The organism is Burkholderia sp. HI2761 (genome assembly GCF_002223355.1).
GTDB lineage: Bacteria > Pseudomonadota > Gammaproteobacteria > Burkholderiales > Burkholderiaceae > Burkholderia.
The window spans coordinates 798,637-814,941 of the sequence record NZ_NKFN01000001.1 but is presented as its reverse complement, the minus strand read 5'-3'; the positions used below and the strand labels follow the sequence as shown (position 1 = coordinate 814,941).

The 16,305-nt window shown below is 65.0% G+C and carries 14 protein-coding genes and 1 tRNA gene; 6 read left to right on the top strand and 9 right to left on the bottom strand.

Going from position 1 to position 16,305, the window contains the following annotated elements; genetic code table 11:
* Positions 1-5: 5 nt before the first annotated feature.
* On the bottom strand, positions 6-1,061 hold the full coding sequence (locus tag CFB46_RS03935) for a putative 2-aminoethylphosphonate ABC transporter substrate-binding protein (RefSeq protein WP_089499292.1): 1,056 nt from the start codon (positions 1,059-1,061) through the stop codon (positions 6-8).
* 208 nt (positions 1,062-1,269) lie between these two features.
* Here CFB46_RS03935 and phnA point away from each other — a divergent pair, with 208 nt between their 5' ends.
* Entirely contained in the window at positions 1,270-2,508 is a 1,239-nt protein-coding gene (gene phnA / locus CFB46_RS03930) for a phosphonoacetate hydrolase (RefSeq protein ID WP_027785777.1), read from the top strand.
* Positions 2,509-2,535: 27 nt separating this feature from the next.
* A complete protein-coding gene (phnY, locus tag CFB46_RS03925) occupies positions 2,536-3,990 on the top strand; it encodes a phosphonoacetaldehyde dehydrogenase (RefSeq protein WP_089499291.1) in 1,455 nt (484 codons plus the stop codon).
* 171 nt (positions 3,991-4,161) lie between these two features.
* On the opposite strand, the gene CFB46_RS03920 is transcribed toward phnY, so the two are convergent.
* Complete coding sequence (locus CFB46_RS03920) at positions 4,162-4,977, bottom strand: alpha/beta fold hydrolase (RefSeq protein WP_089499290.1); 816 nt, start codon at positions 4,975-4,977, stop codon at positions 4,162-4,164.
* 81 nt (positions 4,978-5,058) lie between these two features.
* Here CFB46_RS03920 and CFB46_RS03915 point away from each other — a divergent pair, with 81 nt between their 5' ends.
* On the top strand, positions 5,059-5,673 hold the full coding sequence (locus CFB46_RS03915; protein WP_089499289.1) for a CGNR zinc finger domain-containing protein: 615 nt from the start codon (positions 5,059-5,061) through the stop codon (positions 5,671-5,673).
* Positions 5,674-5,709: 36 nt separating this feature from the next.
* Here CFB46_RS03915 and CFB46_RS03910 read toward each other — a convergent pair whose 3' ends face one another.
* The 4 genes from CFB46_RS03910 to CFB46_RS03895 form a co-directional block, all read right to left on the bottom strand.
* Positions 5,710-6,756, bottom strand: coding sequence for a DUF3592 domain-containing protein (locus CFB46_RS03910; RefSeq protein WP_089499288.1), 1,047 nt, complete (start codon positions 6,754-6,756; stop codon positions 5,710-5,712).
* Between the two features lie 351 nt (positions 6,757-7,107).
* Complete coding sequence (locus CFB46_RS03905) at positions 7,108-7,689, bottom strand: PIN domain-containing protein (protein ID WP_089499287.1); 582 nt, start codon at positions 7,687-7,689, stop codon at positions 7,108-7,110.
* Position 7,690: 1 nt separating this feature from the next.
* Positions 7,691-8,374, bottom strand: a complete 684-nt coding sequence (locus CFB46_RS03900) for an excisionase family DNA-binding protein (protein WP_256980631.1) — start codon at positions 8,372-8,374, stop codon at positions 7,691-7,693.
* A 515-nt stretch (positions 8,375-8,889) separates the two neighbouring features.
* Positions 8,890-8,965 (bottom strand) — tRNA-Lys (locus CFB46_RS03895).
* A gap of 190 nt (positions 8,966-9,155) precedes the next feature.
* Between CFB46_RS03895 and CFB46_RS03890 the strand changes: the two genes are divergently transcribed.
* Entirely contained in the window at positions 9,156-9,560 is a 405-nt protein-coding gene (locus CFB46_RS03890; RefSeq protein ID WP_027785770.1) for a PaaI family thioesterase, read from the top strand.
* An 8-nt stretch (positions 9,561-9,568) separates the two neighbouring features.
* Entirely contained in the window at positions 9,569-10,435 is an 867-nt protein-coding gene (locus tag CFB46_RS03885) for a patatin-like phospholipase family protein (RefSeq protein WP_027785769.1), read from the top strand.
* Positions 10,436-10,484: 49 nt separating this feature from the next.
* On the opposite strand, the gene CFB46_RS03880 is transcribed toward CFB46_RS03885, so the two are convergent.
* Positions 10,485-11,498: a D-2-hydroxyacid dehydrogenase family protein gene (locus tag CFB46_RS03880; RefSeq protein ID WP_089499286.1), complete on the bottom strand. Its 1,014-nt coding sequence runs from the start codon at positions 11,496-11,498 to the stop codon at positions 10,485-10,487.
* A gap of 427 nt (positions 11,499-11,925) precedes the next feature.
* Here CFB46_RS03880 and CFB46_RS03875 point away from each other — a divergent pair, with 427 nt between their 5' ends.
* On the top strand, positions 11,926-12,975 hold the full coding sequence (locus CFB46_RS03875; RefSeq protein ID WP_089499285.1) for a LysR family transcriptional regulator: 1,050 nt from the start codon (positions 11,926-11,928) through the stop codon (positions 12,973-12,975).
* 127 nt (positions 12,976-13,102) lie between these two features.
* On the opposite strand, the gene CFB46_RS03870 is transcribed toward CFB46_RS03875, so the two are convergent.
* Both CFB46_RS03870 and CFB46_RS03865 read right to left on the bottom strand, forming a co-directional pair.
* The gene (locus CFB46_RS03870) at positions 13,103-15,700 is read right to left on the bottom strand and encodes a DNA topoisomerase III (RefSeq protein WP_027785766.1); all 2,598 of its coding nucleotides are present in this window, start codon (positions 15,698-15,700) and stop codon (positions 13,103-13,105) included.
* 193 nt (positions 15,701-15,893) lie between these two features.
* Positions 15,894-16,274 carry a thioredoxin family protein gene (locus CFB46_RS03865; RefSeq protein WP_027785765.1) on the bottom strand — a complete coding sequence of 127 codons (381 nt, stop codon included), beginning with the start codon at positions 16,272-16,274 and terminating at the stop codon, positions 15,894-15,896.
* Positions 16,275-16,305 lie beyond the last annotated feature (31 nt).

The following is a 16,305-nucleotide window of genomic DNA, read 5'->3' as shown; positions in this document are numbered from 1 at the left end:
CGGCGTTATTGCTGCGCTTTCGCCCCGTAACGCTTCTGCCACGTATCGAGGATCGACTGGCGGTTCTTCGCCGACCACACGAAGTCGTTCTTCACGAGCAGATCCGAGTAGTTGTCGGGGATGCCGGCCAGCTTTCGCGCCACGCCCGGATACGCGACGATCGCCCACCACCGCGCGGTGATCTGGTTCGCTTCCTTGCTCGCCATGAAGTCGGCGAGCTTCCTCGCGGCGTCGGGCTGCTTCGTCGTCTTCATGATCGCCGTGCCTTCCATGTCCCAGCCGAGCCCTTCCTTCGGGAACACGAGATCGATCGGCGCGCCCTGCGCCTGCAGTTCGTGGCCGCGGAACTCGAACGAGATGCCGATCGGGAATTCGCCGGTGCCGGCGAGCGTGCACGGCTTCGAGCCCGAGTGCACGTACTGCGCGACGTTCTTGTCGAGCGCGTCCATGAATTTCCAGCCTTTGTCGTCGCCGAAGGTCTGCAGCCACGCGGTCACGTCGAGGTAGCCGGTGCCCGACGACACCGGGCTCGGCATCACGATCGCGCCTTTGTAGACCGGCTTCGTCAGGTCTTCCCACGACGTCGGCTTCGGGATGTTCTTCGCTTGCGCGGCGACGCGGTTGTAGCAGATCGTCGCGCCCCACACGTCCATGCCGACCCAGTGCGGCGGCGTGTTCGCGTCGCTGTACTTGCGCGTGAGCTGGTCGAAGCCCTTCGGCGTGTACGGCATCAGCATGCCTTGCAGGTCGAGCAGCGTGAGACTCGAGGCGGCGAGGCCGAGCACGACGTCCGCGCGCGGATTGTTCTTCTCCGCGAGCAGCTTCGCGGTGACCGAGCCGGTCGAGTCCCGCACCCAGCGGATCTCGATATCGGGGTTCGCCTTCTCGAACGCGTCCTTGTAGGGCTTCATCGCCTCGTCTTCCAGCGCGGTGTAGACCAGCAGCGACGTCTTGGCGTGCGCTGTCTGCGCGGCGCCGACCGCCATCGCCGCGGCCAGCGCGATACGGGCCGCGCCCGCCGCCCATGCGTTCAAACGCTTCTTTACCAGCACCTCGTTCATCTTCAGACCCCTTGACTGTGGCGCCGCGGCACACGGCGGATGAGTGGAGACCAGCCCTCTTGCTGCAACGTTGTTTTGCTTTCTGTTCTCTGCATGTTGTTGACAATCTACAAATCATCAATTTTAATGTCAAGCATGGAAAACACCTCCCTTCGGCGCGGCGCGGGCGCCGACGGCTCACCCCTTCGACCTGAAAGGAATGAACGTCATGACTGAAACGCCTGTATCCGTGGAAGTGAACGGCCGCCGCTACAACTGGATGAGCCGTCCCGTGGTGGTTGTCTGCGTCGATGGTTGCGCATACGAATATCTGGAGGAAGCGGCCGAGGCCGGCGTCGCGCCGTTCCTGCGCACGTTGCTGAAGCCGGGCACCGCGCTCAAGGGCGAGTGCGTGGTGCCGAGCTTCACGAACCCGAACAACCTGTCGATTGTCACCGGCGTGCCGCCGGCGATCCACGGGATAAGCGGCAACTACTTCTACGATCGCGACACCGGCGCCGAGGTGCTGATGAACGATCCGAAGTACCTGGTCGCGCCCACCGTGCTCGCGACCTTCGCCGAACAGGGCGCGCGCGTCGCGGTCGTCACCGCGAAGGACAAGCTGCGCCGCCTGCTCGGCAAGGGGCTGAAGGGCATCTGCTTCTCGTCGGAGAAGGCCGACGAAGCGAGCATCGAGGAAAACGGCATCGACGACGTGCTCGAGCTGGTCGGCAAGCCGGTGCCGAGCGTGTACAGCGCGGACCTGTCGGAGTTCGTGTTCGCCGCCGGCGTGCGCCTGCTCGAGACGCGCCCGATCGACCTGATGTACCTGTCGACCACCGACTACGTGCAGCACAAGTGCGCACCCGGCACGCCCGGTGCGAACGCGTTCTACGCGATGATGGACACGTACCTGCAGCGTCTCGACGAACTCGGCGCGATCGTCGCGATCACCGCCGATCACGGGATGAACGCGAAGCACGACGACGCGACCGGCGAGCCGAACGTGGTCTACCTGCAGGAGCTGTTCGACGAATGGCTCGGCCACGATGCGGCGCGCGTGATCCTGCCGATCACCGATCCGTACGTCGTGCACCACGGTGCGCTCGGCTCGTTCGCGACCGTCTACGTGCCGGCGACGGCCGACACCGATGCGCTGCGCGCGCGGCTCGCCGCGGTGGACGGCATCGAGGTCGTGCTGACGGGCGCCGAAGGCTGCGCGCGCTTCGAGCTGCCGCCCGCGCGGATGGGCGACTTGATCGTGATCTCGAAGCAGGACGTCGTGCTCGGCACGCGCCGCATCAAGCACGACCTGTCGGGCCTCGACGTGCCGCTGCGCTCGCACGGCGGGATCTCCGAGCAGATCGTGCCGCTGATCTTCAGCAAGCCGGTCGCGACCGACGTCACGGGCCGCGCGCGGCTGCGCAACTTCGACATCATCGACATCGCGCTCAACCATCTGCAGTGACGCGGACGCATCCGCCAGGAGACACTCATGAACGCCATTGCAGAATCATCGGACGTCGGCACGCTTCATCGTGAAGCACTGCGAATCGATGGAGAAAAGATCTACCGCGACGCGGTGATCGACGTGCGCAACCCGTACGACGGCGCGCTGGTCGGCACCGTGCCGAAGGCGACGCTCGACGACGTGCGCCGCGCGTTCGCGGTCGCACGTGCGTACCGGCCGACGCTCACGCGCCACGACCGCGCGGCGATCCTGCGCCGCGCGGCCGACATCGTGCGCGCGCGCACCGCGCAGATTGCGGCGCTGATCACGGCCGAGGCCGGCTTGTGCATCAAGGATTCGACGTACGAAGCCGGCCGCGTGGCCGACGTGCTGACGTTCGGCGCCGGCGAAGTGCTGAAGGACGACGGGCAGATTTTCTCGTGCGATCTGACGCCGCACGGCAAGAAGCGCCGCGTGTACACGCAGCGCGACCCGCTGCTCGGCGTGATTTCGGCGATCACGCCGTTCAATCATCCGATGAACCAGGTCGCGCACAAGATCGTGCCGTCGGTGGCGACCAACAACCGGATCGTCGTGAAGCCGTCGGAGAAAGTGCCGCTGTCGTGCTACCTGTTCGCGGACATCCTGTACGAAGCCGGCCTGCCGCCGCAGATGCTGCAGGTGATCACCGGCGACCCGAAGGAGATCGCCGACGAGCTGATCACGAACCCGGCGATCGACATGATCACGTTCACCGGCGGCGTGTCGATCGGCAAGTCGATCGCCGCGCGGATGGGCTACCGGCGCGCGGTGCTGGAACTCGGCGGCAACGATCCGATCATCGTGATGGAAGACGCCGATCTCGACGAAGCGAGCACGCTCGCGGTGTCGGGCTCGTACAAGAATTCGGGGCAGCGCTGCACGGCGATCAAGCGGATGCTCGTGCACGAGGCGGTGGCCGATCGCTTCACGGAGCTGGTCGTCGAGAAAACGCGCGCATGGTCGTACGGCAACCCGTCCGATCCGTCGGTCGACATGGGCACGGTGATCGACGAAGCGGCCGCGAAATTCTGCGAGCAGCAGGTGAACGACGCGATCGCGCGCGGGGCGCGGCTGCTGGTCGGCAACGTGCGCGAGGGTGCGCTGTATTCGCCGACCGTCGTCGATCGCGTGACGCCCGACATGCCGCTGGTGAAGCATGAAACCTTCGGCCCGGTGTCGCCGATCATGCGCTTTCGCGACATCGACGAAGCGATCCGGATGTCGAACAGCACCGACTACGCGCTGTCGTCGTCGGTGTGCACGAACCGCTTCGATCACATCACGCGCTTCATCACCGAGCTGGAAGTCGGCAGCGTGAACGTGCGCGAGGTGCCGGGCTATCGACTCGAACTGACGCCGTTCGGCGGTGTGAAGGATTCGGGGCTCGGGTACAAGGAAGGCGTGCAGGAGGCGATGAAGAGCTTCACGAATACGAAGACGTATTCGTTGCCGTGGTAAGCGGCGTGCAACGCGCTCGCGCCGGCATCGCAGCCGGCGCGAGCGTGATTCAATCGGCTCATGTCGTTGGCCGATTTGCGTTTTTGGCGCACCTCGACGCGTCGGTAGAATTCGCGGGCCGCTCGAACGGCGCCCGCGTGCCGGCGTCGTGACGCGAGACGCGGTGCCGGCTCAGTCCGGCGCGTATCCGTCGAGCACGGCTGCGACGATCGCTTCCGGCGCATCTTCCTGAACCAGATGGCCCGCGTGCGGAACCCGGATCAGCTTGCCGTTCGCGATGCGATCGGCCAGGGCTTGTCCTTGCTCGCGCGGAATCCACACGTCGTCCTCGCCCCACACGATGCGCACCGGAAAGTCCGGCGGCGCGTAGCGGGCCTCCGCCTCCTCGATGTAGCGCTGGCGCATCTGCGCGATCTGACGATAGAACGCGGCCTGGCCGGCCGGCGTGAGCCACGGCGCACGGTAGATCGACAGCACGTCGTCGCTCAACGGCTGCGCGACCGCATTGCCGAGATAGGCCGACAGGAGCGCACGATGCGCGTACGCGGGCAAGCCGGCGAACGCGGCTTCGTGCTGCGCGACGTGGCGCACGAACGGCGAGCCTTGCGGCGCGATCGCGACCGGGTTCACGAGCGTGAGATCCGCATACGCGATGCCGTCGAGAAAGTGCGCGCGCAGCACGGTCGTGCCGCCGTAGTCGTGCGCGAGCACGCGCGGCCGCGCGAGTTTCCATTCGTTCAGCAGCGCGCCGAACAGCGCGTTCTGACGGCCCAGCGACACGTCCTCGTCCGGCATGTCGGACTGGCCGTAGCCGAGCAGGTCGTAGAAATACACGCGATGGCGCCGTGCGAGCCACGGCGCGATCCGGCGCCATACCTGCGACGAAAACGGCGTGCCGTGCACGAGCACGAGCGGCGGCCCTTCGCCGAGCGTGCCCCATGCAATCCGGTGGCCTTCGAAATTGAAGCGGTTCGGGAGTTCGAGCATCGGCTTCTCCGTGATAACCTGTTTCGGTGGTTAACAGGTTACGCCGGATGCTCCGGATGTGAAACCGATAGGTGAAAATAAATGGTTACTCGATCCGACCCCGCTCGACACGGGCATGAATGGAGCGCGGCCGATTTCGTCGGCGGCCATCCGGCGCTCGACTTCCTCAACACGGTGGCCGATACCGGCAAGACGCGCGACGAAGACAAGCTCGTCGACTGGCCGGCGGTGCGCGCATGGGCCGGGAAAGCGGGGTTGCTGGCGCCCGACGATCTGGCGCGGCTGCTGCGTCACCCGCGCCAGGACGGCCCGGACGAGCTGGCGGCGCTGCACCGCTTTCGCGACGATGCGTACGTCGCGATCGCGCACCTGAGGGCCGACGGCGGCGGCAGCGCGGGGGCGCGCGCGGCGGACCGGCTCGCGGTGGCGATCCGCGACGCGATCGGGCGCAGCGCGTTCGATGCGGTCGGCGGCCGCTTCGCGTGGCGGCCCGACGCGCGTGCCGCGTCGCGCTGGATCGATGCGGTCGCGCTCGGTTTCGAGCATCTGATGCGCAGCGACGATTTCGCGCGCGTGCGGCAGTGCGGCCGGTGTACGTGGTTCTTCATCGATCGCGGCCGCGGCGTCGGGCGGCGGTGGTGCGACATGCGCACGTGCGGGAATCGCGCGAAGGTGGAGGCGTTCAGGGAGCGGTGACGCGCGCGTCGCGACGGCTGCCGCACCGCGCGTGCGTCATGGTGCCGTTTCGTGCGGCCGGAGGTCGGGCCATAACGTCGCGGCGACGAACAGCCCCGCTGCTAGGAACGGCGCGCCGATCGCGAACAGGATGGCCGTGAGGCCCCAGCGATCCCAGAAGCGGTCGACGAGCGCACGCTCTGGGGTGACGGGATCGTACAGCACGCTGACCGCGTCGCCTTCGTGCAGATCCGGGTGCGACGACGCCGCGCCCTGGGCGAACGTGATCAGGCGCCCGTTGTCGGTCGTGAACGCGACGATGGCCGAATACAGCGACGTGCGCGACCGTGACGACCGTCCGTTTTTCGCGATCTCGACCACATGGCCGGTCGAGCGCGCATAGTGGTGGACGATCTGCCACTGACGCAGGCCGGCCGCGCCGGCGCCGGCGACGAAGCCCGTGCCGATCGCGATCGGGATCAGCACGATCGCGACATCCCAGCGGCGCCGTGCCGCCTTGCGTGCGACGCGGGGCCGCGCCGGCTCCGATTGCCGGCGGCGACGCTCGCCGGCGATCAGCAGGCTGCCGATCGCGAACGACGCGACGGCGAGCAGCGCCGGCACGGCCACCGGAAACCAGCGTTGGGTGAAATCGTCGATCAGCGCGGGGCGCTCGGGGTGGTCGGGATCGACCAGGACATCGACGTTTTCGCCGATGTCGTATGCGGGGACCGCCGAGGCGGTATTGCCGGCGACTTCGCGGCGGCGGCCGTCGTTCGCGAGGTACGCGACGATCGGCCGGTAAGCGCGCATCGCATCGCTGTCCTGGACGATACGCACGACCGTGCCCGGCGCGCGGACCAGGCGGCCGGGTTCCCGGCTTGCCGTGATGGCGAGTACGCCCGCCAGCACGGACAGGATGACACCGATCATCAGCGCGACCAGCGCGTCCTTACCGGGCATGACGTAATCCGGTTCGTGCGTCGTGCGGATTCGGTTGTGCCCGGATGAGCGGCTCATCTCGACGGACAGGCCGATATTGATGCAACCATGCCCTCTGAAGGGTCGCGTCTCGTTCACATGCTTCCATGTCTGACGTCCCATGTTCTCTCAGTGCCGGCGGGCAGGCGACGATACCTGCGCCGGTCGTGTGATATTTGTCGGACGATTCTAGCGGAAACGATGCGCAACGGGCGTGCGGTGGCGTACCGCAAAAGGCGCGCGCCGCGAGTGCGGCGGCCAAAACGGAAAAGGCCGGTCAGCTTTCGCTGACCGGCCTTTGGAATTCCTGGTGGGGCGTGAGTGACTCGAACACTCGACCTACGGATTAAGTGGTATGCATAAACTCGTTTGAAATCAAGCATATATTGCCGCTCGCATCTATGAGCCATCGTTTTTGCAAGGGGCAGGAATCCCTGTCGAGTCCAAGCCTCGCTTCGAATGGTAGATTGCGATCTAGATCAACTCGGCTGCGTCACGAATACGCTGCGCCGTCGCTGGTAAGCCATTGCGTTCAAGCGCTTGGGCGAAATCCTCGGGGCTTGCTTTCGGATTTTTCCATCGTCTCCGCATGCCTTTGAATGCCGACATGGTGGAGATGTAGTCCAGATCCCATTGATTGATGATGAAGCGGTCTGGATGGATGACTTCGATTCCATACGGGCCGACGCTCTCGGCTGGGAAATCCTTTAGATTGGCCGTCACGATGCAATCGGCATGACCCGCGATGGCCGCTGCCAATACATGCCTGTCGCCAGGATCGGGGAGGCTCATGTTTGCAACGAGCGGTGTCCATGCGGATTCGGGCACTTCCCAATCCAGCACGGCGTCCCGCATGCCATCTCGCCGTACTTCGAGTCTGCCTGCGAGCTCAGGCCGAAGCGTTTCCAGGTTAGTGATCCATTCCTGCTCGATGCATTGAGTCCACTTCGCAGCAAAGAGTCCTGTGGTGGCGAGACTCATGAGGGAGTCGGCAACCGCAATAGGAAACAGCACGCACGCATCGAGCAGGGCCGTATAACGTACGTGACCGGCCATGTCAGTAATCCAGCCCCAGTTTTTCGGCGTTCTCTGCCAGCCGATCCAGTGCCGCCACTTGCTTTTCGCGCATTTGGCGTGCGTACTCGCTAAGATCCTCAAGTGCGATCCGCCGGTGCGTGCCGACCATGCGATGTTTGAGCCTGCCCGCCTCGATTTCCTTGATCACGAATGGACGCGATACGTTGAGGAAGTTAGCGGCCTCCACGGTCGTAAATTCGCGATCCGCTCTCATGATGGTGATCGGCTGGCCCTCACTTATAGCGCCGAGCAGTTGCCCGATGAGTTTCAGTGAGGCTGGTGGGAGGGCGATAGTTGGATGGTCCCCGGCATCGGTCGTCAGGGTGATTTTTGCCGCGCGCGAATGATCCAGGGCTTCCATGATGCAGCGTTGTGCAACGCTTGCCATTTCGAGGTCCTTCTTGGTCATCTCCGGTGGCGTCATCTCCCGAATCCGCTCTACGGTGCGCATATATTCCTCTCTCAAAGTCAAAAACCAGTTAAGCGCTACGCTTGCCATCGCAGCACTGCGATGGCAAGCGTAGCGCTTAACTGCAATAAATGCAATATGTGCAACAACTGGTGGTTGCCGGCCATGCTCACAAATGATCACCGTCTGCGTGCACAGCGCGGGCGCGTCGATCGCGGTTGCGCGCGGGCACGAGGCACGACCGCTGGTTGTCACCGTCTCGCGGGCGGACTTGGCCGCGAATCACAGGGCCAAGTTTGGGCCGGTTTGACGTCTACGACGCCTGCAACCGGTATGGGCGGTGGGTTTCGAGCGCGTAAACCATTGCGATTGGCATGGGAAGCAAGGCAACGGAAGCTGGACACGGCCCTATTAGGGAAGATCGGCCGCTACACTACTTTCCGGTGCATTTGGGCGATCGAATCTCGGCGACGAGTCGATCCGTCGGGGCTTGTTCAGTTGCTGACGGGTAAATCGGTTTCACCCGTTGCTCCATCGTTATCCCGATAGTTGGCTGAGGACAAAAGTTCCTCAGGGATGGCTTGGCAAAGTTGCTGACTGACGAAAAAGCGTTGCGCGTTCAACGGGATCAAGTGCGGAAGTGATAGGCGGACCGAGCTACGTGCCGCGGCCAATCGCGCACCGTAGGGCAAAACAATCGGTCGACGCTTCGTCGACAGTCGGAAAAGAAAAAGGCCGGTCAGCTTTCGCTGACCGGCCTTTGGAATTCCTGGTGGGGCGTGAGTGACTCGAACACTCGACCTACGGATTAAGAGTCCGCTGCTCTACCAACTGAGCTAACGCCCCCAACAGAAGAAAGATTATGCGTGAGTATTTCAGACTTGGCAAGCCCTTTGTGCCAATTTCCTGAAAATATTTCGTCAAGACAACGGCGGCTGTCAGCGCGATAACGAGCGGTCGCAGTTTGCGCGCTCCCGGTATGATGACGCCACACGCGCTGCGCGGCGGTCGCGCAACGCTTTCTGGACATTCGAAGATGGACGAAAACGCAGTCCGCGAATTGCTGGATCGCCTGCTGGCCCCGTGGGTCCGCTCGCTGGGTCTGGTCCCCGTGTCGATCGGCGACGACAGCGTCACGCTGCGCCTGCCGTTTTCCGGCGAATTCCGCCATTCGGGCGGCGTGATCTGCGGCCAGGTGTTCACGGCGGCCGCCGACACCGCGATGGTGGTGGCGATCTCGGCCGCGCTCGGCGAATTCCGGCCGATGACGACGGTGTCGCTGAACACGAACTTCATGCGTCCCGTGCGCAAGGGCGACGTGCTCGTCACCGCGCGCGTGCTGCGGATGGGCCGCAACCTCGTGTTCGGCGAAGTCGAGCTGTTCGACGAGGACGGCAAGATGGCGGTCCACGCGACGTCGACCTACGCGCTCGTCAGCTGAGCGGCGCGATGTTCGACCAGATCGTCTTTGCGGGCGGCGGCAATCGGTGCTGGTGGCAGGCCGGCTTCTGGGACGTCGCGCAGCCGGCTCTCGGCCTGCGCCCGCGCGTGATCACCGGCATCTCGGCCGGCGCGGCCACGGCGTGCATGCTGTATACGCGCGACGCCGCGTGGGTGATGCGCTATTACGAAGAGGCGCTGCGCCACAACCGGAAGAACGCGTACTGGGGCAACCTGTTCGGTCGCGAGCCGGTGTTTCCGCACTACCGGATCTATCGCCAGGCGTTACTCGACATCTACGGCGAGCCGTTCGCGAAGCTCGCCGCGGCGCCGGAGATCCGCATCGGCGTGTCGCACGTGCCGCGCTGGCTCGGCGCACGCAGCGCGGTCGCCGCCGGCCTCGTCGCGTACAACATCGAAAAGTACGTGCGCAAGACGCTGCACCCGACGCTCGGGCGCACGCTCGGTTTCCGGCCCGAATTCGTGCGCGCGCAAGCCTGCACGCAAGTCGACGAACTCGCCGACCTGATCCTGCAGTCGTCCTGCACGCCGCCGTTCACGCCGGTGCTGCGACGCGGCGGCCGGCCGGTGCTCGACGGGGGGATGGTCGACAACGTGCCGGTCGATGCGCTCGACCCGTCGCCGGGCGACGTGCTGGTGCTCGTCACGCGGCTGTATCCGCGTCCGCAAATGTTCACGGTCGCGCATGGCGACCAGCGGCGGCTGTACGTGCAGCCGTCGAGCAAGGTGCCGATTTCGAGCTGGGATTACACGAGCCCGTCGCAGATGCGGCATGCGTACGATCTCGGGCGGCGCGACGGCGAGCATTTTCTCTCGCGGGTCGGCGCGATGACGGGCGGCCGCGCGGCCGCCTGACGATCGGGAATGGAGCAACGGGCCCGCGCGACGTGCGCAGCCCGTGCGATCAGCGCTTGCGGATCGGCGTCAGCGCTTCCGGGTTCGCGACGCTCGACATGTCGCCGTCGTCGAACGCGAGAATGTTGCGGAATGCGGCACTGAAATACAGCTCGTAGCTTTCGCGTTCGACGTAGCCGATGTGCGGCGTGCAGATCACGTTTTCCATCCGCAGCAGGCTGTAGCCCTGCAGGATCGGTTCGCTCTCGAACACGTCGATCGCGACCATCCCCGGACGGTTGCGCGACAGCGCGTTGACGAGCGCGTTTTCCTCGAGCAGCTCGGCGCGGCTCGTGTTGACGAGCAGCGACGTCGGCTTCATCCGCATCAGGTCTTCCTGCGTCACGATCCCGCGCGTGTCGTCGTGCAGGCGCAGGTGCAGCGACAGCACGTCGCTCTGCTCGAACAGCGCTTCGCGGCTCTCGGCGGCCGTGTAGCCGTCGGCGCGCGCGGCTTCGAGCGAATGCTCGCGGCCCCAGATCAGCACGTTCATCCCGAACGCCTTGCCGTAACCGGCGACGAGCCGGCCGATCTTGCCGTAGCCCCAGATGCCGAGCGTCTGGCCGCGCAGCACCTGGCCGAGGCCGAAGTTCGGCGGCAGCGCCGACGTCTTCAGGCCCGACTGCTGCCACGCGCCTTGCTTCAGGTTCGCGACGTACTGCGGGATGCGGCGCTGGGCGGCCATCACGAGCGCCCAGGTCAGCTCGGCCGGCGCGACCGGCGAACCGGTGCCTTCGAGCACGGCGATGCCGCGGTCGGTACACGCGTCGAGATCGATGTGGCTCGACACACGGCCGGTCTGGCTGATCATGCGCAGGTTCGGCAGCTTCGCGAGCAGCTGTGAAGTAATCGGGGTCCGTTCACGAATCAGCACGAGTGCCTCGACTTCCGCCAGACGGCTGGCGAGCTGTCCCAGGCCGCGCACCGTATTGTTGAAGACCTTTACGTCGTGTCCGGCGAGCATCTCGAAGCAGTTCAGCTTGCGGACGGCGTCCTGGTAGTCGTCGAGAATGGCAATTTTCATGGTGAACGGGGGTGTCGCGCGTTGAAAGCGGGGCGGGCAGCGGCGCACCTTGCGCGCCCGTTCCGCCCGGCCGGGGCCGACATGATGCTACGTCGGCCGCCTTCGTGGGGTCTTTTTAACAGGTTGTTACGCTCCGCCGCAATCGGCGCAGCCATCCTCCGCGCCGCGCGCGCGCCGGGCGAAGGGGTGCGCTGTTGTGTCGCATCAAATATGTCCTTTCTGATTCGGTCGCTTACTCGACGAGGTTCACCCAATTGTTGCTTCAAGCAGAATAATTGGATCAACTATCCGCGGAAGCCGAGGATTTTTGACTATTTTTATCGTCAACAGCCCCGTTGTTGAGCAACTCTGCATCATTTCCGCTGTCGTAGGAGAATTACGCATAGGCTTCAACTTTTTGAAGTTGTAACAGCGGCAGGAGTCGTTTATGGATCATTTGCAGTCGATGCGCGTGTTCGTCAAGGTTGCAGATCTCGGCAGTTTCGCGCGGGCCGCGAGCGCAATGGATATCTCCAACGCGGTCGCGACGCGCCACGTCGCCGATCTGGAAGGCCGGCTCGGCACGCGTTTGCTTAACCGCACCACGCGCAGCCTCTCCCTAACGGAGTCGGGTCAGGTCTATCTGGAGCGTGCCCGCCAGATCCTCGACGAGCTCGAGGACGTCGAGCAGATGGTCGTCGCACGCAATCACGAGCCGGTCGGCACGCTGCGCATCGTTGCGCCGGTCGTGTTCGGCCTGCACAACCTCGCTCCCGTGCTGCAGTCGTACACGGAGAATTTCCCGAAAGTGGTGCCGGATCTCACGCTGGTCGACCGGCAGGTCGATCTCGTGGAGGAAGGCTTCGACGTCGGCATCGTCGTCACGCGCCAGATGCGCAGCGCGAGCATCGTCACGCGGCGCCTGACCACCGGTTGCATGACCGTGTGCGCGACGCCGAGCTATCTGGAGAAGCACGGCGTGCCGATTCATCCGGAACAGCTCGCCGAGCATCCGGCCTTGAGCCTGCCGACCGAATACTGGGGCGACGAGCGCGTGTTCACCGGGCCGGACGGCGAAGTGCGCGTGCGCCCGACCAACGTGATCGTCGCGAACAACACCGCGATGCTGCGCCAGTTCGCGTTGCTCGGAATGGGCGTCGCGATCCTGCCGAGCTACCTGATCGGCAGCGACATCGCGCGCGGCGCGCTGGTGCGGCTGCTGCCGGAATTCCGGCTGCCGCAGGTCGAGATCAACATCGCCTACCCGAGCCGGCGCCACCTGCCTGCCAAGGTCCGCACGTTCATCGACCACCTCGTCGAGCATTTCAGCCATTCGACCGACGCGACGATGGGCGAGCAGTGGGCCGCACAGGCCGCGACGCTGCCGCCGATCGGCGTCGAGATGCGGGCCGAGCAGCCCGAATCGACCGATCCGAACCTGCAGCCGCGTCTTGCGCGCTCGCCGCGCACGCGCGTGGCGGTGCCGTCGCCGCTGTAACGGCTCGGCGCCCCCGGTCGCGCGCAGGCCGGCACAAAGAAAAAACGCGGATCGATCGATCCGCGTTTTTTTTATGGCTGCGTGCCGGCGCCGGACGCGCCGCAAGCGGCGCCCGGCGGCCGAGCCGTCACGAACCCGTCTTGCGCGCCGTCGTCTTGCGGGCGGCGGTCTTGCGTGCCGGTGCCGGTTTCTCTTCGGCGCCTTCGGTCACGGTTTCGGCATCCTTCGCCGCCGATTTGGCCGTCTTCTTCGCGGCGGCGGCCTTCGGCTCCTTCTTCTCGAACTCGAAGCCGATCTTGCCGTCCGGCTGCTTCACGAGGAACGCCTTGAAGTTGCGGCCGGTGCGCGACGACTTGAAGTTCGGCAGCAGATCCGTGCGGCCGTCGGCCAGCAGCTTGCCCATCTGCTCGCGCGTGATTTCCTGCTGCAGGATCACCTTGCCCGAGCGGAAATCGCAGGTCTTCGGGTTCGCCACCGAGTGCTCGCACACGTAGCTCATCCCGTGCTCGAACACGCGGCCCTTGCACTTCGGGCACGCGCCGACCGGTTCCTGCGCGGAGAAGTCGGGCGCTTCGCCGTCCTCGCCGCCCTGGTCCTGGCCGAAATCGAACTCGAGCTTGTAGTTCTTCGTCTCGTCGTCGAAGGACAGCTTGAGGATCGCCGAGAACGGGCGGCCCATCTTGCTGCGGAACCCCGACAGCGGCCCGATTTCCTTCTTCTGCAGCAGCTCCTCGACTTCCGGGATCTCGAATTGCCGGCTGCCCGGAATCTTCGAGATCGAGAATTCGCACTTCGTGCACGCGAAGCGGCGGTAGTTTTCCTTCACCTGGCCACCGCAGTTCGGGCACGGTGTCTGGAGGGTCGCGTAGTCGCCGGGGATCGTGTCGGAATCGTATTCCTTCGCGCGCTTGACGATCTGCTGCGTCATGCGGGCGATTTCCTGCATGAACGCGTCACGGCCGAGATTGCCGCGCTCCATCTGCGACAGCTTGTATTCCCATTCGCCGGTGAGCTCGGGCGCCGTGAGTTCCTTCACGCCGAGGCCGCGCAGCAGCGTCATCAGCTGGAATGCCTTCGCGGTCGGGATCAGTTCACGGCCTTCGCGCAGCAGATACTTCTCGCCGAGCAGGCCTTCGATGATCGCCGCGCGCGTGGCCGGCGTGCCGAGGCCCTTCGCGGCCATCGCCTCGCGCAGCTCGTCGTCCTCGACCAGCTTGCCCGCGCCTTCCATCGCGGACAGCAGCGTCGCTTCCGAGTAGCGTGCGGGCGGCTTCGTCACCAGCGCGACGGCGGCGATCTCGTCCGTCTTCACCTTCTCGTTCTTCTGCACCGGCACGAGGTTCGCGTCCGCGCCTTCGGCATCGCGGCCATACACCTGCAGCCAGCCCGGCTCGACGAGTACCTTGCCTTCGGTCTTGAAGTGATGGCCGGCGACTTCGGTGATCCGGGTCGTCACGCGGAATTCGGCCGCCGGGAAGAACACCGCGAGGAAGCGCTTCACGACCATGTCGTACAGCTTCTGCTCCGGCTCGGACAGCGACTTCGGCGCCTGCAGCGTCGGGATGATTGCAAAGTGGTCGCTGATCTTGGAGTTGTCGAAGATCCGCTTGTTCGGCTTCACCCAGCCCTTGTCGAGCACCTGTTTCGCATGCGGCAGGTAGTTGTTGCTCTCCTTGAGCATCTCGAGCGTGGACTCGACCGTCGACAGGTAGTCTTCCGGCAGCGCGCGCGCGTCGGTACGCGGGTAGGTCAGCACCTTGTGCTTTTCATACAGCGCCTGGGCGAGCCCGAGCGTGTTCTTCGCGGAGAAGCCGAAGCGGCCGTTCGCCTCGCGCTGCAGGCTCGTCAGGTCGAACAGCAGCGGCGACAGTTGTGTCGACGGCTTCGATTCCTCGGACACCGTGCCGACCTGGTCGCGGCAGGCGGCGACGATCGTTTCGGCGGCCGGCAGGCTCCACAGGCGGGAGTCGCGCCGTTCCGGATCGAATTCGTCGCGCTTGAATTTCGGGTCGTACCACTTGCCTTCGTAGAAGCCGCCCGCGCATGCGAATGCGGCTTTCACTTCCCAGTAGTCGCGTGGGACGAAGCGGCGGATTTTCTCTTCACGTTCGACGACGATCGACAACGTTGGCGTCTGAACGCGGCCGACGGTGGTCAGGAAGAAGCCGCCGCCCTTGCTGTTGAACGCGGTCATCGCGCGGGTGCCGTTGATCCCGACGAGCCAGTCGGCTTCCGAGCGGCAGCGTGCGGCGTCGGCAAGCGGCTGCATGTCCGAGTCGCTGCGCAGGTTCGCGAAGCCGTCGCGGATGGCCTGCGGCGTCATCGATTGCAGCCAGAGGCGCTGGACCGGCTGTTTCGCCTTCGCGTGCTGCGCGATCAGGCGGAAAATCAGCTCGCCTTCGCGCCCCGCGTCACATGCGTTGATCAGGCGGTCGACGTCCTTGCGCTTCATCAGCTTCGTGAGCACCTTGAGGCGCGACTCGCTTTTTGCGATCGGGTTCAGGTCGAAATGCGGAGGAATGACGGGCAGATGCGCGAAGCTCCATTTCCCGCGCTTGACCTCGTACTCCTCCGGGGCCGCGATTTCCAGCAGGTGGCCGACAGCTGACGAAAGGACGAAATCGTCGCTTTCGTAATACTCGTCATGCTTGGTAAAGCCGCCCAAAGCGCGTGCGATGTCGTTCGCGACAGAAGGCTTTTCCGCAATGATCAGTGCTTTGGACATGACAGGTGTGTGGTGGTAGACCGGGTTCGCCGGTTGTGGGTCCCTTTTACGACCGCTTTATAGCACACGCCGCAGCGACGGCGGCTCGGCGTGTAAAAAGCGGCTCATCATAGAGGGGGGCCGCAACGGCGGCAAGCGCCGGGCGCGGCGGGGCGCGCAAACATGCGCAAAACCGCCGCGCCGGCCCGCGAATTCAGGCTTCGACGTTCAGGACGTCGCGCAATTTCGGTGCGTGCGGCACACCGGGCACCGCGCTGAGGTCGGACAGCATGCGCTCGACGATCGCCGCGTGCGGCAGCACCGTGCCGAAGAAGCGCGCGGTATGGGCATCCTCGATCAGGATGGTCGGGAAATTCTCGACGTCGAGATCGTCGAGCCGGTCGGCATGGGTTTCGATGTCGATCCAGGCGAAGCAGGCGTCCGGATGCGCGTCGGCGAGCCGGTCGAAGGCGCTCCGGTAGTCGCGGCACGTGCCGCACCACTCGGCGCACAGGCAGGCGACCAGCAACGTGCCGGGATCGGCGAGGCGCTCGGCGATCCGATCTGCATCGGTGTCGAGATTCAGCGCGGGCATGGAATTCCTTGGGTATCGTCGGCGGCCGGGG